Here is a 20558-nt window from a genome sequence, read left to right on the forward strand (position 1 = left end):
CGCTCCAACCGCCGCCCCACCAGCCCAGGCCGAGCAGCAGCGCCAGCGACACCAGCACCTCCAGTGGCCGCAGCGCAAATGACGCGCCGGGAATTGTCCAAGGGCAGTAGAGCGCCCAAGCCGGGAAGCCTGCCGCGGCTTTTCGCTTCAGGCGTCTTTCGCCTCATGCGGCGCCGCCGCAGCCGCCGCATCGTGCCCCAGCTCATACTCCGCATCGTAGTCCCACGGCCCACCATCAGCCGCCGCCGGCCCGCACGAAATCGAAATCGCCCCCTGGTCGGCCGGACCCACCACACGACGGTTGATCGCGAACAGGTTGCGGCCCAGGTCATGCGCGGCAGGCGCAGTGTTCGGCGCCAGCGGACGCGCAGCCCATTCGGCCGCGTCCACCAGCACTTCCAGCGTGCCGGCCTCGCCATCGAGGCGGATCATGTCGCCCTCGCGGACCTTGGCCAGCGGACCACCGCGCGCCGCTTCCGGCGTCACATGGATCGCGGCCGGAATCTTGCCCGAGGCGCCGGACAGGCGGCCGTCGGTGACCAGCGCCACGCGCCGGCCCTGGTTCTGCAGCAGGCCCAGCAGCGGCGCCAGCGAATGCAGTTCCGGCATGCCGTTCGCACGCGGGCCCTGGTAACGCACCACCGCCACGAAATGCTCGGGCAACAGGCCGCCGGCATGCAGCTTGTTCAACACCTGCGGCGCATCGACCACCACCGCCGGTGCCTCGATCGTGCGGTATTGCGGCTTCACCGCCGACAGCTTGATCAGCGACTTGCCGAGGTTGCCGCGCAGCAGGCGCAGGCCGCCCTGGTGTTCGAACGGATTGTCGACGCCACGCACCACTTCGTCATCGGCGCTGCGTTCCAGGCCCGGCAGATAGACCAGCTGACCATCGCGCAGCTGCGGCTCGCGCGCATAGTCGGCCATGCCGCCGCGCGCCACGCTGACCAGGTCGCCGTGCATCAGGCCGGCCTTGATCAGTTCGCCGAACACGAAGGCCGGGCCGCCTGCTGCAGCGAAGCGGTTTACATCGGCTTCGCCGTTCGGGTAGACGCGGGCCAGCAGCGGAATCAGCTGCGACAGTTCGTCGAAGTCGTCCCAGGTCAGCACGATGCCGGCTGCGCGCGCCACCGCGATCCAGTGGATGGTGTGGTTGGTCGAACCGCCGGTGGCCATCAGCGCGATGACCGCGTTGATGATCGCTCGCTCGTCGATGATCCGGCCGAGCGGACGGAAGTCGTCGCCCAGTGCGGTGATGTCGAGCGCGCGCTCGGTGGCTTCGCGGGTCAGCGCATCGCGCAGCGGCGTGCCCGGATTGACGAACGATGCGCCCGGCAGCTGCACGCCCATCGCTTCCAGCAGCACCTGGTTCGAGTTGGCGGTGCCGTAGAAGGTGCAGGTGCCCGCACCGTGGTACGACGCGGATTCGGCTTCCAGCAGTTCTTCGCGGGTGGCTTCGCCAGCGGCATAGCGCTCGCGCACTTCGGCCTTCTGCTTGTTCGGGATGCCCGGGGTCATCGGGCCGGCCGGCACGAATACCGCCGGCAGGTGGCCGAACGCCAGCGCACCGATCAGCAGGCCCGGTACGATCTTGTCGCAGACACCGAGGTAGACGGTGGTGTCGAACATGTCGTGGCTGAGCCCGATCGCGGTGGCCTGCGCGATCACATCGCGCGAGAACAGTGACAGTTCCATGCCGCCGCGGCCCTGGGTGACGCCGTCGCACATCGCCGGCACGCCGCCGGCCACCTGTGCGGTGGCGCCCAGTTCGCGAGCGATCTCGCGGATCTGCTCCGGATAGGTCTCGAACGGCTGGTGCGCCGAGAGCATGTCGTTGTAGGCGGTGATGATGCCGAGGTTCGGCGTCACGCCGCCGCGCAGGCGGCTCTTGTCGGTACCGCCGCAGGCGGCGAACCCGTGGGCGAGGTTGCCGCAGCTCAGGCGGCTGCGGAACGGGCCCTCACGCAGGGAGGCGTCGATCGCGGCCAGATAGGCGGCACGCGAGGCGGCGCTGCGGCGGATGACACGCTCAGTGATGGCTTGCAGTTGCGGATGGAGGCTCATTGGCTACCGGCGTTCGTGGTGGCGAGAGGCAAGCGGCGGCGCGGCGCCGCCGCCGACATCAATCAGCCCAGTGGACACGCAGGCGCGCGCCGTCCAGGTTGATCGCGTTGAGGATCGGGTACTGCTGGGCGTCGTTGCTGTCCAGCGCCTGGCGCAGCACCTGCAGCTTCTGCTTGCCACGCAGCAGCAGCAGGCGCTGGCGGCACTGGCGCAGGCCGTGCGGGGTCAGCGTGATGCGCAGCGGCCACTGGTTGGCACCCGCGCAGCCGGTAGCGTCCAGCGCGGCATAGGGCAGGGTGCTTTCCAGTGCACGGGCCAGGTCCTTCGAGCCGGGGAACAACGAGGCGGTGTGGCCGTCGTTGCCCATACCCAGCGCCACCAGGCTCGGCGGTTGGCTGTGCTGCGCCTGCAGGTTGGCGGTGTATACGCATTCCGGCATCGGCTTGCCGATGCGCACCAGCGGATCGAAATGCGCACCTTCGGCGCGCTTGAGCAGATTCTCGCGCACCAGCCAGGCATTGCTGTCGCGATCCTGCGGCGACAGCCAGCGCTCGTCGGCCAGGCTCACTTCCACGCGGTCCCAGTGCACGTCCAGTTCGGCCAGCGCCTGGTAGACCGGTGCCGGCGTGGTGCCGCCAGACAACAGGATGCGGGCGCGGCCCACTTCGTCGATGTCGTGGGTGAGGGTCTGCGCCATCTCGGCGGCCACCGCCTCGATCCAGCCATCGGCATCGCCGTGCTGGATGAACTCGATGCGGTCGTCGTGGAAGGTGGTGGGGCTCATGCGGCAACTCCAGGTGTGTCACGTTCGGCGTCGGCGGCATAGGCGGCGGCGCCCAGCAGTCCGGCGTGGGGGTGCATCACGGCCAACGAAGGAACCCGCGCCATGATCGAGGAGAAGCGGCCCTTGTGTTCGAAGCGCTGGCGGAACCCGGAGTGCTGCAGCGAATCGAGCATCTTCGGGGTCAGCCCGCCGGTCAGGAACACGCCGTCCCAGGCGCCCTGGGTCAGCACCAGGTCACCGGCGATGGCGCCGAACACGGCGCAGAACACATCGACGGTGCGCATCGCCTGCGGGTCACCGTGCAGGGCGCGGGCGGTCACGTCCACCGGCTGCAGCTGGCCCGGATCGATGCCGGCCATCTCGCACACGGCGCGATGGATGTTGACCAGGCCAGGGCCGCAGATCAGGCGCTCGTTGGAGACGCGACCGAACTGCTCGGACAGGATCTCCAGGATGCGGATCTCCTCCGGGGTCCCCGGCGGGAAGCTGACATGGCCGCCCTCTGTTTCCAGCGGATAGCAGCGGCCGTGACGCAGGATCAGGCCACCGACACCCAGGCCGGTACCGGGGCCGATCACCGCGTAGTTGCGCGGCTGGCCCGGCTTGCCCGGGACCCAGGCGGCACCACCGACCTGGACCACGTCCTCGGGCTGCAGTAGCGAAATCGCCATCGCCTGTGCGGCGAAGTCGTTGATCAGGTGCAGTTCGTCGAAACCGAGCATGGCTGCGGTGCGGCTGCGCGAGATCACCCAGGGATGGTTGGTGATGCGTGCTTCGTCACCATCCACGCGACCGGCCACTGCGAACACGCCGCGGCTGGCCGTGGCGCCGATCTGTTCCAGATGGTGGCGCGCGGCATCACCCAGCGACGGGAACTCCGCCACCGCGTACTCACGGATGCTGTCCTTCTGCAGTGGCGCGTCCTGCGAGGTGTCGGCCAGGGCGAAGCGGGCGTTGGTGCCACCGATGTCGGCGACCAGCACCGGCTGCGAGCTGGCACTCATGCCGACGCTCCGCTGTCCGGCGCATCCACGCCCTGCGGCAGGAACTCGCCCGCGTTGGCCGGACCCCACTGGCCAGCGGGGTAGGGCTCCAGCGGCAGCTTGGCGTCCTTCCAGGCGTCGGCGACGCTGTCGATCCACGCCCAGGCGGCACGCACTTCGTCGTCGCGCACGAACAGCGTGTGGTTGCCGTTGAAGGCATCCAGGAACAGGCGTTCGTAAGCGATGCGGCGGTGCAGGCCGGTCGGCACCGACAGCTCCAGTTCCAGCGGATGCAGTTCCAGCGCGCCCCATTCCGGGCCCGCCAGGCTGCTCATCAGGCCCAGCTCGATGTTTTCCTGCGGCTGCAGCTGGAACACCAGGCGGTTCGGTGCGGCCTGCGCACGCTGCGGGCGCTCGAACAGCCAGTGGGTGACCGGCTTCAGCGTGACCACCACGCGGGTGGTGCGCTCGGGCAGGCGCTTGCCGGTGACCAGGTGGAACGGCACGCCGCTCCAGCGCCAGTTGTCGATGTGCGCGGTGACACCGGCGAAGGTTTCCACGTCGCTGCCTTCCGGCGGCTGGTAGGCCTGCGCCGGCTGGCCGTTGATGGTGCCGGCGGTGTAACGGCCACGGATGCTGTCACGCGCGGCGTGCTTGGCATCGAGCGGGCGCAGGGCGCGCAGCACCTTGACCTTCTCGTCGCGGATGCGGTCGGCTTCCAGCGAGGCCGGCGGCTCCATCGCCACCATGCACAGCAGCTGCAGGATGTGGCTCTGCACCATGTCGCGCAGGGCGCCGGAGCGGGCGTAGTAGGCGTCGCGGCCATCCACGCCTTCGCTCTCGGCCACCAGGATGTGTACCGATTCGATGTAGTTGCGGTTCCACACCGCTTCCAGCAGCGTGTTGCCGAAGCGCAGCGCGATGAGGTTCTGCACCGCCGCCTTGCCCAGGTAATGGTCGAGGCGGAACACGCGGTCCTCGTCGATCCACTGGCCGATGGTGCTGATGATTTCCTCGGCGCTCTCGCTGTCGCTGCCGATCGGCTTCTCCAGCATCAGGCGTGCCGGTGCGGCGAGCGCGCCGCCCTTGGCCAGGCCTTCGCAGGTGGAGATGTACAGGCCCGGCGGGATGGCGAGGTAGCTGACGCACTTGCGGTGCACCAGGTCGGAGACCGCGGCGGCAACCGAGTCGACGTCGCGCAGGTCCACCGAACGGTAGTCGATGCGGCGCAGCAGGGCGCTGATGTCGTCCTGGCTGGCCATCGGCATGGCCTGCTGCAGGCGCGGCCGCAGGATGTCATGGAAGGCTTCGGTGTCATGCCCGGACAACGCCAGTGCGCGGATGCGGAAGTCCTCCGGCAGCAGGCCGTCGCCAAGCAGGCGAAGCAGCGAAGGGAACAGGTAGCGCTGGGCCAGATCACCTGTGGCACCGAACAGGAAGAGGGTGTCGTGCATCGCTCGAGTTTCAGATCCGGGTGACATCGTTGTCAATCGCTTCATGGCTGGGTTCGGGGGACATCCGCGCAACTGCCTGTCCGAGGTTCGTCAGGGGCGATCTCCGGGGTGGCGGAAGACCGTTCCATTCGAAACCACTACCTCGGCGGAACCTTCGTTCAACCGCCGACGCAGATCGGTGCGCACCGATCATCGGATAGTGCCACGTGAAAACGTTTACATGGCAGAATGGGCAACTGTATTCGATTGCAGTGCTCGCCGTCATGCGGCAGGCGCGCAATCATCACTGCCATCGGGAGGGCCGAGGCAGTCCCAAAAGACAGCCCGGCTTCGGGCGGACCGGATTAGGTGATATGGCAAAAGTGCAGTTGCAGGGTGTGCGCAAGGTCTATGACAACGGCCAGGTCGCGGTGAAGGACGCCAGCTTCGAGGTCGCCGATGGCGAACTGATGGTGCTGGTCGGACCGTCCGGCTGTGGCAAGTCGACCCTGCTGCGGATGGTGGCCGGCCTGGAAGAGATCAGCGGTGGCACGCTGACCATCGGTGATCGCGTGGTCAACGACGTGGCGCCGAAGGATCGCGACATCGCCATGGTGTTCCAGAGCTACGCGCTGTACCCGCACATGACCGTGGCCGAGAACCTGGCCTTCGGTCTGAAGCTGCGCGGCCATGACAAGGCGACGATCGACAAGCGCATCGCCGAGGCGGCGCAGACCCTGGGCCTGACCGAGATGATGGACAAGCTGCCCAAGGCGATGTCCGGCGGCCAGCGCCAGCGCGTTGCGCTGGGCCGTGCCCTGGTGCGCGAGCCTGCGGTGTTCCTTCTGGACGAGCCGCTGTCCAACCTCGACGCCAAGCTGCGCCACAGCGTGCGTACCGAGATCGCGCAGCTGCATCGCAAGCTGGGCACCACCATGATCTACGTGACGCACGACCAGGTCGAAGCGATGACCCTGGGCCAGCGCATCGTGGTGCTGAAGGACGGCATCATCCAGCAGATCGATACGCCGATGGCGCTGTACGACCGCCCGGCCAATCTGTTCGTGGCCGGTTTCCTCGGCAGCCCGGCGATGAACGTGCTGCGTGGCACGCTGCAGGGCGATGCCGGTGGCGTGACCGTGGTCGACGGCGAGTGGCGTGCACCGCTGGGCCAGGCCACGATCGATCCGGCATGGTTGCAGAAGCCGATCGCGGTGGGCGTGCGTCCGGAACACCTGCAGCCGGCCATTGCCGATGATGCACATGCATTTGCCGCACGCATTGAAGGCATCGAACCGGTCGGCAACGAGATCTTCGTAAACCTGAGCAGTGGCCAGCACGCGCTGACCATGCGCGTGGCGCCGCAGGCGCTGCCGGCGGTGGGCGAGGACATCCGTGTGGCGATCCACCCGCAGGGCCTGCATTTCTTCAACCCGGAAACCGGCGAGCGCCTGTAAGCGGTAGTACCGGCCGCTGGCCGGCAACTTCAACCATGCGTGGTTGCCGGCCAGCGGCCGGCACTACCATTCATTCGCCGAAGGCGTGCGGACCAACGGTCCGCCCCCACCGGGTTCAGTAAACAGGGTTCAGTAGATCCACGTCATGCGTGGATGAGAGCCCTTCAGATTCAGCGCGCCAGGCCATCCAGCAACGGCATGCGCTGCGCCACCGCTGCGCCCACCTGCAGATCAGCGTCGCTGGCTTCCAGCGGCAGCACCGCCAGCGCCAGGTCGCCGGCCACGCTGGCAATCGTGCCCAGTGCAGCGCCATCCTGCTGCACGCCGTCGCCAGCCTGCGCCGGTGCCGCGGTATGCAGCAGCTGCACCGCACGCTTGGCCTTGCCGAGGAAGTGGGTACGGGCAACGATCTCCTGGCCCGGATAGCAGCCCTTCTTGACGCTGTAGCCGTTCAGGCGGTCCAGGCCCAGCTGTTGCGGGGTCCACACTTCGCGCTGGCTTTCCTCAAGCCGGGGCAGGCCGTAGCGCAGGTCGGCCTGGCGCCAGGCCAGCGCGAAGGAGGCCTCATCAGCTTCGCTGCCGGCGGGGAAGGCCTCGGCGGCGCCAATGCACAGGGTGCGCGGCAGGGCATCGCTGCCCAGATCCAGTTCCCAGCCGTCACCTGCAGTCTGCGCAATCGCGGCGCCGCTGGCGGCCTCGGGCGCAGTGAACGCGCCGGCCACCGCCAGATCGTTGCGCACCAGTACCTTCACCTTGCGACGGAACACGAAGCGCTGCAGTTGCGACGCAATCGCATCGGCATCGCCGTCGGCCAGCACCAGCATCACATGGTCTTCGGCCAGCCGAAGCAGCTGGAACACCGCCAGGGCGCGGCCCTTGGCGCTCAACCAGGCACTCCACTGCCAGTGCAGCAGGGGCAGGGCGGTGACATCGCTGCTGAACTGGGCGTGGGCGAAAACGGCCGCATCCACGCCCTGCAGGCTCAGCAGCTGGTGGCCGGGCAGGCGCGGATATTCGACGAAAGCAGGGGGCAGGTTGTCAGGCACGTGAACGAGGTCTAAAATTTGTGCGTTGCGAGACCGAACATGATAGGCCAAACAACCCCCACTCCCGACGACGAATCTGAAGCCCCGCTGGTCCCCGCGGCACCCGTGCCCGTGGAACAGGAAAAAGCAGAGGAATTCGGCGGCCGCGGCGGACTTGATCCGGTGCGGTATGGCGATTGGGAGAAAAACGGACGCTGCATCGATTTCTGATCAGCATTGAGCCAACGCGGCCGCGTGCCGCCCAGCCGAGACAACGAGCCCAGCGAATGGCGACCAGACAACGCCCACTTTCCCCGCACCTTCAGGTGTATCGCTGGCAGATTCAGATGGCCACCTCGATCCTGCATCGAGCCACTGGCGTCTTTCTGTCTGTTGGTGCCCTCATCATCGCCGCCGGCCTGCTGGCCCTGATGATGGGGCCCGAATCCTGGAACTGCTTCACCGGTCATGCCGGGGCCTGGTATGGCCGCGTGTTCCTGTTCGCGTGGACATGGTCGTTCGCCTATCACCTGTGCAATGGCATCCGCCATGTGGTGCAGGACTTCGCCATCGGCTTCAGCATCCCCGCCTTCATCCGCAGCAGCTGGCTGTCGGTCATCGGCAGCCTGGTGATCACCCTGCTGGTGTGGGCCTATGTGATGTTCGGAGGTGCCGCGTGAGCAAGTTCCGTACCCCGTTGAAGAACGTGCGCGGCCTTGGTTCGGCCAAGACTGGCACCGAGCACTTCGTGCATCAGCGCCTCACCGCCGCCGCCCTGGTGGTGCTGGGCATCTGGTTCCTGGTCTTCGTGCTGAGCCTGCTGGGCTCGGACTACGCGACCGCCGCTGCTGCCGTGGCCAAGCCGTGGAATGCGGTGCCGCTGATCGGCCTGCTGATCGCCATGTTCTGGCACGCGCAGCTCGGCATGCAGGTCGTGCTGGAAGACTACATCCACGAATCGCTGCTGGCCCTGGTGCTGCAGACCGCGGTGAAGTTCGTCGCCGTGCTCGGCATGATCGTCAGTGTGTTTGCGGTGGGCCGCATCGCCCTCGGCGTTGCCTGAGCCCAGGCACCAACACAGGAATCCAGATTAGATGTCCGCTTACAAGATCACCGAACACAAGTACGACATGGTCGTGGTCGGCGCCGGCGGCGCCGGCCTGCGCGCCACGTTCGGCCTGGCCGCCAAGGGCCTGCAGACCGTGTGCCTGACCAAGGTCTTCCCGACCCGTTCGCATACCGTTGCCGCCCAGGGCGGTATCTCGGCCGCACTCGCCAACATGGGCGAGGACGACTGGCGTTACCACTTCTTCGACACCATCAAGGGCTCGGACTGGCTGGGCGACCAGGACGCCATCGAGTACATGTGCCGTGAGGCCATCCCGGCCATCATCGAGCTCGAACACTACGGCGTGCCGTTCTCGCGTACCGCCGAAGGCAAGATCTACCAGCGTCCGTTCGGTGGCATGACCACCAAGTACGGCGAAGGCCCGGCGGCGCAGCGTACCTGCGCGGCGGCCGACCGTACCGGCCACGCGATGCTGCACACCCTGTACCAGCAGTCGCTGAAGCACGACGCGCGCTTCATGATCGAGTACTTCGCACTCGACCTGATCTTCGACGACGAAGGCGCCTGCCGCGGTGTGCTGGCTCTGGACATGTCCGACGGCACGCTGCACCTGTTCCGCGCCCAGGGCGTGGTGCTGGCCACCGGCGGCTACGGCCGTGCCTACTTCAGCGCCACCTCGGCGCACACCTGCACCGGCGACGGTGGCGGCCTGGCCATGCGTGCCGGCATCGCCATGCAGGACATGGAGTTCGTGCAGTTCCACCCGACCGGCATCTACGGCGCCGGCTGCCTGATCACCGAGGGTGTCCGCGGTGAAGGTGGCATCCTGCGCAACAGCAGCGGCGAGCGCTTCATGGAGCGCTACGCACCGCACTACAAGGATCTGGCCTCGCGCGACGTGGTCAGCCGTTCGATGACCATCGAGATCCGCGAAGGCCGCGGCGTCGGCGAGCACAAGGACCACATCCTGCTCGACCTGACCCACCTCGGCCCGGGCGTGATCGACGAGAAGCTGCCCGGCATCGCCGAGAGCGCCCGCATCTTCGCCGGCGTCGACGTGCACAAGCAGCCGATCCCGGTCATCCCGACCGTGCACTACAACATGGGTGGCATCCCGACCAACTACCACGGCGAAGTCGTGCGCAAGGTCGGCGACAACCCGGATGCGGTCGTGCCGGGCCTGTACGCCATCGGTGAAGCCGCCTGCGTGTCCGTGCACGGCGCCAACCGCCTGGGCTCGAACTCGCTGCTGGACCTGGTGGTGTTCGGTCGTGCGGTGGCCAACCGCTGCGCCGAGACCATCAAGCCGGGCGCTTCGCACAAGCCGCTGCCGGCCGATGCCTGCGACAAGGCGCTGGGCCTGCTGGACAAGCTGCGCCACGCCAACGGCGATACCCCGACCTCGGTCATCCGCGATCGCATGCAGCGCACCATGCAGGCCGACGCGGCCGTCTTCCGCACCAGCCAGACGCTGAAGGAGGGCTGCGAGAAGATGGACAAGATCTTCGACTCGTTCCAGGACGTGAAGGTCTCCGACCGTTCGCTGGTCTGGAACTCGGACCTGATCGAGACCTACGAGCTGAACAACCTGCTGCTCAACGCGGTGGCGACGATCAACTCGGCCGAACAGCGCAAGGAAAGCCGCGGCGCGCATGCGCACGAGGACTATCCGGACCGCGACGACGTCAACTGGCAGAAGCACACCCTGGTCAGCGTCGACGAAAAGGGCAAGTGCAGCTTCGACTACCGTCCGGTGCACATGTACACGTTGACCGACGACGTGTCCGTAGTGCCGCCGAAGCCGCGCGTGTACTGATCCGACCCCGCCTACCATGCAATCCGCGCCCACGGGCGCGGGCCGCCTGAGCCAACGAGAGCAGCCATGGCCGAGTTTTCACTCCCCAAGAATTCCAAGATCACGAAGGGCAAGCACTTCCCCGTCAAGAACGGCGGCAAGAACGTGCGCACCTTCAAGATCTACCGCTGGAGTCCGGACGACGACAGCAACCCGCGCACCGATACCTATGAAGTCGATCTGGACGCCTGTGGCCCGATGGTCCTGGACGCCCTGATCAAGATCAAGAACGAGATCGACCCGACCCTGACCTTCCGCCGCTCCTGCCGCGAAGGTATCTGTGGTTCGTGCGCGATGAACATCGACGGCACCAACACCCTGGCCTGCACCCGAGCCATCTCGGACTGCGGCAAGAAGGAAGTGCCGATCTACCCGCTGCCGCACATGAACGTGGTCAAGGATCTGGTTCCGGACCTGACCCACTTCTACGCGCAGTACGCCTCGATCAAGCCGTGGATCCGCACCCAGACTCCGGCACCGCCGGATCGTGAGCGCCTGCAGTCGCCGGAAGACCGCAAGAAGCTGGACGGCCTGTACGAGTGCATCCTGTGCGCCTGCTGCTCGACCAGCTGCCCGAGCTACTGGTGGAACGGCGAGCGTTACCTGGGCCCGGCGATCCTGCTGCAGGCCTACCGCTGGATCATCGACTCGCGCGATGAGGACACCGGTGCGCGCCTGGACGATCTGGAAGATCCGTTCAAGCTGTACCGCTGCCACACCATCATGAACTGCGCCCGGACCTGCCCGAAGGGCCTGAACCCGGCGCTGGCGATCGCCGAGATCAAGAAGCTGATGATGGAACGCCGCGCCTGATCAGGCCCGGCTGTACCCGGTAGAGCCACGCCACGCGTGGCTTTGCCACCCCAGTAGAGCCACGCCATGCGTGGCTTTGCTGTATCTGGAGAAACACGATGGAAGAAGATGTTCTGCTGAAGAAGCTGCGCTGGCGCTGCCGCCGCGGCATGCGTGAGCTGGACCAGCTGTTCGGCCGTTACCTGGACCACGAGTGGAGCACTGCGCCGACCGAAGAGCGCGAGGTTTTCCTGTTCCTGCTCGACTGCGAGGACGATAAGTTGTGGCGCTGGTTCATGGGCTACGAGGCTTGCCCGCATGCGCACGCGATCCCCCTCATGCAGAAGATCCTCGCCCTCAAGCCTTGAGTGGCGCCCCTCGCGGCTGCAGGCCGCCGCCCAGTTGGCGGTGCTGCTGGCTGCGCCGTGGCTGCTGCGCGTATCGGATCTGCCTTCACGGCTGCTGATGCCCGCGGTGGTGCTGGCCTGGGTCATCGGGTTGGCCGAACTGGCCTGGCGCCAGCGCAGGCCACGCGTGCAGGTGCTTCTGCCGGCACCGCCCGAGCCGCTGCAGGTGGCCGGGCAGGACGTCGATGAACCACGGTTGGTCGTGCGTGGGCCTTGGCTGCTGTTGCTGTGGCGTGAGGATCGGCGGCGCCGGCGCCTTCTGTTCTGGCCGGATGTGCTCGATTCCGGGCAGCGACGTGAACTGCGACTGGCCGTGGCCGCACGCGGCGTTTCCCGTAGGCCCCGGTCGATGGCACCATAAGCTGAATTGACCGGCGTGCCTGCATGTTCAAACCCATTCCCGTGGCCATTGGCCTGCGCTACCTGCGCGCCAAGCGCCGCAACGGCTTCATCTCCTTCATCTCGATGGCATCAATCCTGGGCATCGCGCTCGGCGTCACGGTGCTGATCACCACCCTGGCGGTGATGAGCGGTTTCCAGAAGGAAATCCGCAGCCGCCTGCTGCAGATGACCGCGCACACCACCATCAGCCGCGACGGCGAGCCGATGCCGGACTGGATGCGCGTGGTCGACGTGGCCCGCAAGGACCCGCGCGTGGCCGGTGCCGCGCCCTACATCGAGATCCAGTCGATGATCAGTGGCCCTCGCGTGCAGGGCGCGATCATCCAGGGCATCGATCCGGCGCTGGAGCCGAAGGTGTCGGTGATCGACAAGAAGGTCACCAAGGGCAGCTATGACAGCCTCACGCCGGGCAGCTTCAACCTGCTGCTGGGCAAGGAGCTGGCGATCTGGCTGGGCGTCGATGTCGGCGACCAGGTGCTGGTGACGTTCGCCGAAGTGCAGGGCACGCCTGCCGGTGCGGTGCCACGGATGAAACGCTTTACCGTGAGCGGCATCTTCGAGGCCGGCTACAACGAGGTCGACCGCGGCGTCGGCTTCGCCAACATGAAGGACCTGGAGCGCGTGCTGCGTTCCGATGGTGCTACCGGCGTGCGGTTGAAACTGCACGACATGGACCGCTCGCTGGAAGTGGGCGTGGACCTGGCGCAGAACCTCGGTGGTGCGTACCGGGTGAGTGACTGGACCCAGCAGAACGCCAACCTCTACCACTCGCTGCGCATGGAGAAGGTGGTGATGGGCATCCTGCTGTCGTTGATCATCGCCATGGGCGCGTTCAACCTGGTGTCCTCGCAGGTGATGCTGGTCACTGACAAGCAGGCCGACATCGCCATCCTGCGCACGCTCGGCCTGACCCCGGGCGGGGTGATGCAGGTGTTCATGGTGCAGGGCTCGCTGATCGGCATCTTCGGCACCCTGGCCGGCCTGATCGGTGGCATCACCCTCACACTCAACCTGGAGCGCATCCTCGGCGCCATCGAGAGCGTGTTCAACGTCAAGCTGATGCCGGAGGATGTGTACTACATCACCGGCCTGCCGACCGACATGCAGACCGGTGACGTGGTGGCGATCACCGTGGTCGCGCTGCTGATGAGCTTCCTGGCCACCCTGTATCCCGCCTGGCGGGCAGCACGCACCCAGCCGGCGGAGGCCCTGCGTTATGAATAAGGTCTTCAACCGCGGCGATGAAGTGATCCGCGCCGAAGCACTGGGCAAGACCTACGCCGAAGGGCGCATGCAGACCCCGGTGTTCGATGGCCTGGACCTGACCGTGACCGCCGGCGAAACCGTGGCGATCATCGGTGCTTCCGGCGCCGGCAAGAGCACGCTGCTGCACCTGCTGGGCGGGTTGGATATTCCAACCGCGGGCGAGGTCTACGTGACCGGCCAGCGCATGTCGGCGCTGTCCGATACCGCGCGTGGCCTGCTGCGCAACCAGGCGCTGGGCTTCGTCTACCAGTTCCATCACCTGCTGCCTGAGTTCACCGCGCTGGAAAACGTGATGATGCCGGTGCTGCTGGCCGGTACTGCAGTGGCCGAGGCGAGCAGCCGGGCCACCACGCTGCTGGAAGCGGTCGGCCTTGGCCATCGCCTGGACCACAAGCCGGGCGAGCTGTCCGGCGGCGAACGCCAGCGTGCCGCGGTGGCGCGAGCACTGGTCAATCATCCGGCCTGCGTGCTCGGTGACGAGCCGACCGGCAACCTGGATGACCGCACGGCTGCAACGGTGTTCGAGCTGATGCTGGAACTGAATCGCGCGCGTCACACCAGCCTGGTGCTGGTCACCCACGACCGCAGCCTGGCGCGCCGCCTGGACCGCGTGCTGGAACTGCGCGAAGGGCGCCTGCACGCACTGGCGCACGCCGACGTCTGAGGCGCTGGGCCCGCTTTGGTGGAAGCCGACCTTGGTCGGCTGCTCTTGCAGGGCAAGCGCCAACCAAGGTTGGCGACTACCGGAATCCGGAGCCTTGGGCCTGCTTGGGTTGACCGCCGACCGGCTGCTGAATGGGGTACTGGCTTTCGCGCCAGCGTTGTCTGCGCAGGCGCATGATGGCGACGGTTCCCCGAGGAGATCGCCATGAAGACCCCGATCCTGCTGGCCGGCCTCTGTCTGGCCCTGGCCGCCTGTGCCACCACCGGCCGGCTCAGCAGCACCGAAAAACTGGAGTTGTACCGTGCCCATGCCGGTGCGCCGCAGAACGACATGCAGTTCTTTGGCAGCCTCAACGGCTGGACCGAACTGGGTGACAGCGCGCTGGCGGTGTGGACGCGTCCCAGCGAGGCCTATCTGCTGGAATTGAGGGGTCCCTGCCAGGACCTGCCATATGCCACTGCCATCGGCCTGACCAGCCAGATGAACCGTGTTTCGGCGCGCTTCGACAAGGTGCTGGTGCGGGACCCTGCCGGTGGCCCGCGCATGCCGTGCTTCATCGACAGCATCCGCAAGCTGGACGTGAAGGCGCTGCGTGCCTCCGAACAGGAGCTGCGCCAGGCGCAGGTGCAGGAGCGCGAGGAAAACACGAAATAGCGTGGTAGAGCCGGCCGCTGGCCGGCATCGCGCAGATGCCAGGTTGCCGGCCAGCGGCCGGCACTACCTGTGCGTCAGGCTTCCGGGGTGAAGCCGGCCGGCTTTTCCGCGTCCTTCTCGAACAGGAACTTGACCAGTTCGCCTTCAAGGAACGCGCGATGCTCCGGCGTGCGTGGCGACAGGCGGTTTTCGTTGATCAGCATGGTCTGGTGAGCCAGCCATGCCGCCCAAGCCTGCTTGCCGATGTTGTTGAAGATGCGCTGACCCAGCTCGCCCGGGTAGGGCACGAAGTCCAGGCCCTCGGCATCGCGTTGTTCGTACTGGCAGAAGACGGTTCGGGACATGGCATTCACTCGTGGTTGCGGGGCTTCTTGGAGTTTCGTTTCGGCGTCTTGATCGTTGCGCCGTTGAGCAGTTTGCGGATCGGTGCTGGCAGGCCCAGCGCGGGCAGTTCGTCGGCGGCGACCCAGCGCAGCGTGGGTTCTTCCACGCGCAGGCCGTGCACTTGTCGCGACAGTACCTGCAGATGCAGCCTGTAGTGACTGAAGGTGTGCTGCAGCACTGGCAGCTCTTCGGCGTCTTCCAGCGAACCTTCGACGTGCGCGTCGAACCAGTCCTGCAGCACGCTGCCGGCGTCGGCCTGCGGCAGCGTCCACAGCTGCGCCCAGATGCCGGTGTCCGGCCGCTTCTGCAGCAGCACGCGCTGCTGGGCGTCGCGCAGCAGCAGGGCCACTGCTTCGCGCTCGGGCAGGGTCTTGCTGGGCTTGGGCGTGGGTAGTTCAGCGGTGCGGCCTTCGCGCCGTGCCACGCAGTCATTCTGCAGTGGGCAGATCACGCAGGCCGGTTTGGCGCGGCTGCACACCGTCGCGCCCAGATCCATCTGTGCCTGGGTGTAGTCGGCCATGCGCCCGGCCGGCACCTGCGCCACGTGCGCCTCGGCAATGGCCCACAACTGCTTCTCGACGGCCGGCAGGCCGGGGAAGCCCTCGATGCCGTGGTAGCGGCTGAGCACGCGTTTGACGTTGCCGTCGAGGATCGCGAACGGGTCGTTCCAGGCCTGGCTGAGGATCGCACCGGCGGTGCTGCGGCCGATGCCGGGCAGGGCATGCAGCGCGTCGAAATCGCGCGGCAGGTCGCCGTCGTGCAGTTCCACGCAGCGCATTGCAGCGGCATGCAGGTTGCGGGCGCGGGCGTAGTAGCCGAGCCCGGCCCACTGCGCCATCACCGCGTTGTTGCTGGCGGCGGCGAGGTCGGGCAGGGTCGGGAAGTGCTGGAGGAACCGCTGGAAATACGGGATGACCGTACTCACCTGGGTCTGCTGCAGCATGATTTCCGACAGCCAGACCCGGTAGGGACTGCGCGGGTGCTGCCAGGGCAGGTCGTGGCGGCCGTGGTCGTCGAACCAGTGCAGCAGGCGGTCGACGAAACCGTCTTCCTGGGTAGTATTGGCGCTGGCGTGCGGCTGGCGGGGCATCGGTGTTCCGGAGGTGGGCAGCCACCCATGGGGTGGCTCTACTGTGGTGGGTGCCGCCGCGATGAACCCCGCAGGGCCCAGAGCGCAGTAGAGCCACGCCAAGCGTGGCTGCACGGTGTATCAGCCGCCCAGCGCCTCAGGCAGCAGGGCGTCGACGAAGGCTTCCGGGTCGAACACGCGCAGGTCTTCCGGGCGCTCGCCGATGCCGGCGAAACGGATCGGAATGCCGAACTCGCGGGCCAGTGCGAACACCACGCCGCCCTTGGCGGTGCCGTCCAGCTTGGTCACCACCAGGCCGGTCACGTTCACTGCGGCATTGAACTGGCGCAGCTGCGACAGCGCGTTCTGGCCAGTGGTGCCGTCGATCACCATCAGCACTTCGTGCGGGGCGGTGGGGTCGATCTTGCCGAGCACGCGGCGGATCTTGCCCAGCTCGTTCATCAGGCCGGACTGAGTGTGCAGGCGGCCGGCGGTGTCGGCGATCAGCACCGAGGTGCCGCGGGCCTTGCCGGCCTGCAGCGCGTCGAACGCCACCGAAGCGGCATCGGCGTTCTGCCCCTGCGCGACCACGGCCACGCCGTTGCGCTCGCCCCAGGCCTGCAGCTGGGCCACGGCGGCGGCGCGGAAGGTGTCGCCGGCAGCCAGCATCAGGCTGTGGCCATCGTCCTTGAAGCGCTTGGCCAGCTTGCCGATGGTGGTGGTCTTGCCGACGCCGTTGACGCCGACGGTCAGCACCACGAAGGGCTTGGCGTTGCGGTCGATCACCAGCGGCTTGGCCACCGGCTGCAGGATCGCGATCAGTTCGGCGCGGAGCGCGGCCAGCAGCGCATTGGCGTCGGCGAATTCGCGCGACTTCATGCGCTTGCGCAGGCCTTCGACCAGGTCGGTGGTTGCGCCCACGCCGACATCGGCGGTGATCAGTGCGGTTTCCAGCTCGTCCAGAAGGTCGTCGTCGAGCTTGGGGTTGCGCGAGAACAGGCCACCGAAGCTGCGCGCGATGACGCTGTTGCGCAGGCGCTCGCGCCAGCCGGGCTTGCCGGCCGGCGCCGGGGCGGCATCGACCAGCACCGGCAGGTCAGTCGCAGGCGTGGCCGGCGCTTGGGCCGGGATGACCGGGGCCAGCGGTGCGAGCACGGCGGCCGCAGCCAGGGCCTCGGCTTCGAAGTCCTCCGCAGCGATGACGCGTTCCGCAGCCGGCGGTGCCGGTGCGGCGGCCGGCGCTTCGGGCACTGCGACGGGCGCCGGTGCAGGCGTCGGCGCGGGCGTGGCAGCCTCGGACGTGTTCGAAGCGGCTACCGGAGCGGCCGGGGCTTCTTCGACCGGGGCTGCGGACGGGAATGCGGCCGCCAGCTCTTCAGCCGAGTAGTGCTGGGTCTTGGGTGCCTCCGTTGCGGGGGCATCCTGGGGCTTCTTGCGGCGGAAAAAACTGAGCATTGGCAAAAGGCGCTGAAATCAGAGGGATATGCTACCACTCGGGCCTGTCGGGCCGATGTGGACTCAAGGTCGCGGCCCACCGGCCGTTAACCGGTCCGGAGGGCTGCGCGGTGCGGCCCGGAGACCGCCATGAACAACGTGATGGGAATCGCCCTCAGCGGCATGCGTGCGGCCCAGCAGGGCGTGCAGGTGGCCGCGCACAATGTGGCCAACCTGGCGACCCCCGAAGCCCAGCGCCTGCAGCTGCAGCGTAGTGCGATGGAGCAGGGCGGGGTGCAGGCCTCGATGAATTCCACCGGCGCCGATGCCGCCGCACCGCTGGGTGATCTGCTGGCCGCGAAAGCCGAGGTCGTGGCCTTTGCCGCCAATGCCACGGTGATCCGTCGCCACGACCAGATGCTGGGCTCGCTGCTGGATCGGGAAGCCTGAGCAACACCGCTTTGGCAGGTGCCAACCGCCGCCCCTGGTGGGTGCCAACCTTGGTTGGCACGCTCGATCCGCCCTGGTAGGTTGGCCTCTACCAGGGCATCGCCGGGTAGCGCCGGGCCATGCCCGGCGACACCCTGTCGATCAGGCCGACAACTCCAGCAGCAGCTTGTTCAGGCGTGCCACGTAGGCACCCGGGTCCTTCAGGCTGTCACCGGCGGCCAACGCAGCCTGGTCGAACAGCACCCGGCCGAGGTCGTTGAAACGCGCGCCATCGGCTTCGGCATCCAGCTTGGCGATCAGCGGGTGGCCCGGGTTGATCTCCAGCACCGGCTTGCTGTCCGGTACCTTCTGGCCGCTGGCCTCCAGGATCTGGCGCATCTGCAGGCCCAGGTCCTGTTCGCCGATGGCCAGCACCGCCGGCGAATCGGTCAGGCGGTGCGACACGCGCACTTCGGCCACGTCATCGCCCAGCACCGTCTTCAGGCGCTCGACCAGGACCTGCTTGTCCTTGGCCGCTGCTTCCTGTTCCTGCTTGTCCGCTTCGGTTTCCAGCGCGCCCAGGTCGAGGTCACCGCGGGCGATGTCGACGAAGCCCTTGCCGTCGAAATCGGTCAGGTAGCCCATCAGCCACTCGTCGATGCGATCGGTCAGCAGCAGCACTTCCACGCCCTTCTTGCGGAACACTTCCAGGTGCGGGCTGTTGCGTACCTGGCTGTAGCTCTCGCCGGTCAGGTAATAGATCTTGTCCTGGCCTTCGGTCATGCGGCCGAGGTAATCGGCCAGCGACACGCTCTGTGCATCGCCGTCGCCACGGGTGGAGGCGAAGCGCAGCAGGCCGGCCACCTTCTCGCGGTTGTTGTAGTCCTCGGCCGGGCCTTCCTTCAGCACCTGGCCGAATTCCTTCCAGAACGTGGCGTACTGTTCCGGCTTGTCGGCGGCCAGTTTTTCCAGCATGTCAAGCGAGCGCTTGGTCAGCGCCGCCTTCATCGAATCGATGACCGGGCCAGACTGCAGGATCTCGCGCGAGACGTTCAACGACAGGTCGTTGGAATCGACCACGCCCTTGATGAAGCGCAGGTACAGTGGCAGGAACTGCTCGGCCTGGTCCATCACGAATACGCGCTGCACATAGAGCTTCAGGCCCTTGGGTGCATCGCGGTGGTACAGGTCGAACGGTGCGCGGCCGGGCACGTACAGCAGCGAGGTGTACTCCAGCTTGCCCTCGACCTTGTTGTGGCTCCACGCCAGCGGGTCGCTGTGGTCGTGCGCGACGTGCTTGTAGAACTCGGTGTACTCGGCATCGCTGATTTCGGTGCGCGGACGGGTCCACAGTGCGCTGGCACGGTTGACGGTTTCCCATTCACCGGCGGTGCCTTCTTCGCCTTCCTTCGGCATCTGGATCGGCAGGCCGATGTGGTCCGAGTACTTCTTGAGGATGCTGCGCAGGCGCCAGCCATCGGCGAAGTCGTGCTCGCCATCCTTCAGGTGCAGCACGATGCGGGTGCCGCGCTCGGCCTTGTCGACAGTGGCGACTTCGAAATCGCCTTCGCCGCGCGAGGTCCAGCGCACGCCTTCGCCTGCAGCCAGGCCTGCGCGGCGCGAGGTCACTTCCACTTCGTCGGCAACGATGAAGGCGCTGTAGAAGCCGACGCCGAACTGGCCGATCAGCTGCGAATCCTTCTTCTGGTCGCCGGACAGCTGGCGCAGGAAATCGCCGGTACCCGACTTGGCGATGGTGCCGAGGTGGGCGATGGCTTCGGCGCGGCTCATGCCGATGCCGTTGTCTTCGATGGTGATGGTGTGGGCAGCGGGGTCGAAGCTGACGCGCACGCGCAGCTCGCTGTCGCCTTCCAGCAGGGCAGGCTGGGTCAGGGCTTCGAAGCGCAGCTTGTCGGCGGCGTCGGCGGCGTTGGAGACGAGCTCGCGGAGGAAGATTTCCTTGTTGGAATACAGCGAGTGGATCATCAGCTGCAGCAGCTGCTTGACCTCGGTCTGGAAGCCAAGGGTTTCGGTCTGGGTGGTCTCGGTCATCGATAAGGCTCCGTGTGCAATGCCGCGCCAGCGCGTGCGGCCTCGCCAAGGGGTATGGCTGATTGTCCCGAAATCAAGGGGTTGGTCGGGCAGGGTTGCACCCTGCACCCGCCGAGGCCGAAGCAACAGCAACAGCAACAGCAACAGCGGGCATTCCGTGGGATGGCGGGGCGGTGTGGTTTGGCAGGACACGCCGTAAACCCGTCCATGAAGTGACCCCCGGGAGTTGGACACCAGATCCAACCCCGAGGGATACATGAACAGATACGACGCGCGTTTCAAACTGCTGGTCGCCAAGGAGGCCTGCAAGACCTCCACATCGGTCAAAGCCATTG

At 66.9% G+C, this 20558-nt stretch carries 21 protein-coding genes; 12 read left to right on the top strand and 9 right to left on the bottom strand.

What is annotated here, in order from left to right; translation table 11 throughout:
* Positions 1-147: 147 nt before the first annotated feature.
* Genes edd through zwf form a run of 4 tightly spaced genes read right to left on the bottom strand, consistent with a single transcriptional unit; the run spans position 148 to position 5285 of the window.
* Positions 148-2064 carry a phosphogluconate dehydratase gene (gene edd / locus V3B46_RS19205; protein WP_329892651.1) on the bottom strand — a complete coding sequence of 639 codons (1917 nt, stop codon included), beginning with the start codon at positions 2062-2064 and terminating at the stop codon, positions 148-150.
* A 58-nt stretch (positions 2065-2122) separates the two neighbouring features.
* Positions 2123-2848, bottom strand: a complete 726-nt coding sequence (gene pgl, locus V3B46_RS19210; RefSeq protein ID WP_154263173.1) for a 6-phosphogluconolactonase — start codon at positions 2846-2848, stop codon at positions 2123-2125.
* Entirely contained in the window at positions 2845-3852 is a 1008-nt protein-coding gene (gene glk, locus V3B46_RS19215; RefSeq protein WP_154263174.1) for a glucokinase, read from the bottom strand. The genes pgl and glk overlap by 4 nt, the downstream gene beginning before the upstream one ends.
* The gene (zwf, locus tag V3B46_RS19220; RefSeq protein ID WP_154263175.1) at positions 3849-5285 is read right to left on the bottom strand and encodes a glucose-6-phosphate dehydrogenase; all 1437 of its coding nucleotides are present in this window, start codon (positions 5283-5285) and stop codon (positions 3849-3851) included. Before zwf ends, glk begins: the two co-directional genes overlap by 4 nt.
* Before the next feature lie 353 nt (positions 5286-5638).
* On the opposite strand from zwf, the gene V3B46_RS19225 reads away from it, so the two are divergent.
* Positions 5639-6721 (top strand): ABC transporter ATP-binding protein, encoded by a 1083-nt coding sequence (locus tag V3B46_RS19225; protein ID WP_154263177.1) that lies wholly within the window; start codon positions 5639-5641, stop codon positions 6719-6721.
* A 170-nt stretch (positions 6722-6891) separates the two neighbouring features.
* Here V3B46_RS19225 and ygfZ read toward each other — a convergent pair whose 3' ends face one another.
* Complete coding sequence (gene ygfZ / locus V3B46_RS19230; protein WP_329892652.1) at positions 6892-7767, bottom strand: CAF17-like 4Fe-4S cluster assembly/insertion protein YgfZ; 876 nt, start codon at positions 7765-7767, stop codon at positions 6892-6894.
* A 39-nt stretch (positions 7768-7806) separates the two neighbouring features.
* Here ygfZ and V3B46_RS19235 point away from each other — a divergent pair, with 39 nt between their 5' ends.
* The 10 genes from V3B46_RS19235 to V3B46_RS19280 all read left to right on the top strand — a co-directional run bounded on the left by V3B46_RS19235 (position 7807) and on the right by V3B46_RS19280 (position 14855).
* Complete coding sequence (locus tag V3B46_RS19235) at positions 7807-7977, top strand: DUF1674 domain-containing protein (RefSeq protein ID WP_005409075.1); 171 nt, start codon at positions 7807-7809, stop codon at positions 7975-7977.
* Positions 7978-8033: 56 nt separating this feature from the next.
* Entirely contained in the window at positions 8034-8426 is a 393-nt protein-coding gene (gene sdhC, locus V3B46_RS19240) for a succinate dehydrogenase, cytochrome b556 subunit (RefSeq protein WP_024958620.1), read from the top strand.
* Complete coding sequence (gene sdhD / locus V3B46_RS19245) at positions 8423-8809, top strand: succinate dehydrogenase, hydrophobic membrane anchor protein (RefSeq protein WP_154263180.1); 387 nt, start codon at positions 8423-8425, stop codon at positions 8807-8809. Before sdhC ends, sdhD begins: the two co-directional genes overlap by 4 nt.
* 31 nt (positions 8810-8840) lie before the next feature.
* Positions 8841-10631, top strand: a complete 1791-nt coding sequence (gene sdhA, locus V3B46_RS19250; RefSeq protein WP_049445482.1) for a succinate dehydrogenase flavoprotein subunit — start codon at positions 8841-8843, stop codon at positions 10629-10631.
* Between the two features lie 66 nt (positions 10632-10697).
* Positions 10698-11483: a succinate dehydrogenase iron-sulfur subunit gene (locus tag V3B46_RS19255; protein ID WP_005409079.1), complete on the top strand. Its 786-nt coding sequence runs from the start codon at positions 10698-10700 to the stop codon at positions 11481-11483.
* Positions 11484-11581: 98 nt separating this feature from the next.
* The gene (locus V3B46_RS19260; protein ID WP_005409080.1) at positions 11582-11830 is read left to right on the top strand and encodes an FAD assembly factor SdhE; all 249 of its coding nucleotides are present in this window, start codon (positions 11582-11584) and stop codon (positions 11828-11830) included.
* Positions 11781-12230, top strand: coding sequence for a hypothetical protein (locus V3B46_RS19265; RefSeq protein WP_154263181.1), 450 nt, complete (start codon positions 11781-11783; stop codon positions 12228-12230). The genes V3B46_RS19260 and V3B46_RS19265 overlap by 50 nt, the downstream gene beginning before the upstream one ends.
* Before the next feature lie 23 nt (positions 12231-12253).
* The gene (locus tag V3B46_RS19270; protein WP_032128868.1) at positions 12254-13495 is read left to right on the top strand and encodes a lipoprotein-releasing ABC transporter permease subunit; all 1242 of its coding nucleotides are present in this window, start codon (positions 12254-12256) and stop codon (positions 13493-13495) included.
* Positions 13488-14201 carry a lipoprotein-releasing ABC transporter ATP-binding protein LolD gene (gene lolD / locus V3B46_RS19275; RefSeq protein ID WP_005409083.1) on the top strand — a complete coding sequence of 238 codons (714 nt, stop codon included), beginning with the start codon at positions 13488-13490 and terminating at the stop codon, positions 14199-14201. The genes V3B46_RS19270 and lolD overlap by 8 nt, the downstream gene beginning before the upstream one ends.
* Positions 14202-14405: 204 nt before the next feature.
* A complete protein-coding gene (locus tag V3B46_RS19280; protein WP_329892653.1) occupies positions 14406-14855 on the top strand; it encodes a DUF6491 family protein in 450 nt (149 codons plus the stop codon).
* Between the two features lie 74 nt (positions 14856-14929).
* On the opposite strand, the gene V3B46_RS19285 is transcribed toward V3B46_RS19280, so the two are convergent.
* The 3 genes from V3B46_RS19285 to ftsY all read right to left on the bottom strand — a co-directional run bounded on the left by V3B46_RS19285 (position 14930) and on the right by ftsY (position 17763).
* Positions 14930-15199, bottom strand: a complete 270-nt coding sequence (locus V3B46_RS19285) for an oxidative damage protection protein (protein WP_004153160.1) — start codon at positions 15197-15199, stop codon at positions 14930-14932.
* Between the two features lie 5 nt (positions 15200-15204).
* On the bottom strand, positions 15205-16329 hold the full coding sequence (mutY, locus tag V3B46_RS19290; RefSeq protein ID WP_329892654.1) for an A/G-specific adenine glycosylase: 1125 nt from the start codon (positions 16327-16329) through the stop codon (positions 15205-15207).
* Between the two features lie 120 nt (positions 16330-16449).
* Positions 16450-17763: a signal recognition particle-docking protein FtsY gene (gene ftsY / locus V3B46_RS19295; protein WP_154263184.1), complete on the bottom strand. Its 1314-nt coding sequence runs from the start codon at positions 17761-17763 to the stop codon at positions 16450-16452.
* Positions 17764-17892: 129 nt separating this feature from the next.
* On the opposite strand from ftsY, the gene V3B46_RS19300 reads away from it, so the two are divergent.
* The gene (locus V3B46_RS19300; RefSeq protein WP_154263185.1) at positions 17893-18192 is read left to right on the top strand and encodes a hypothetical protein; all 300 of its coding nucleotides are present in this window, start codon (positions 17893-17895) and stop codon (positions 18190-18192) included.
* A gap of 141 nt (positions 18193-18333) precedes the next feature.
* On the opposite strand, the gene htpG is transcribed toward V3B46_RS19300, so the two are convergent.
* Complete coding sequence (gene htpG, locus V3B46_RS19305; RefSeq protein WP_329892655.1) at positions 18334-20223, bottom strand: molecular chaperone HtpG; 1890 nt, start codon at positions 20221-20223, stop codon at positions 18334-18336.
* Positions 20224-20558: the final 335 nt, after the last annotated feature.

This window comes from Stenotrophomonas sp. SMYL11 (genome assembly GCF_036320005.1).
Taxonomy (GTDB): Bacteria; Pseudomonadota; Gammaproteobacteria; order Xanthomonadales; family Xanthomonadaceae; genus Stenotrophomonas; species Stenotrophomonas maltophilia_A.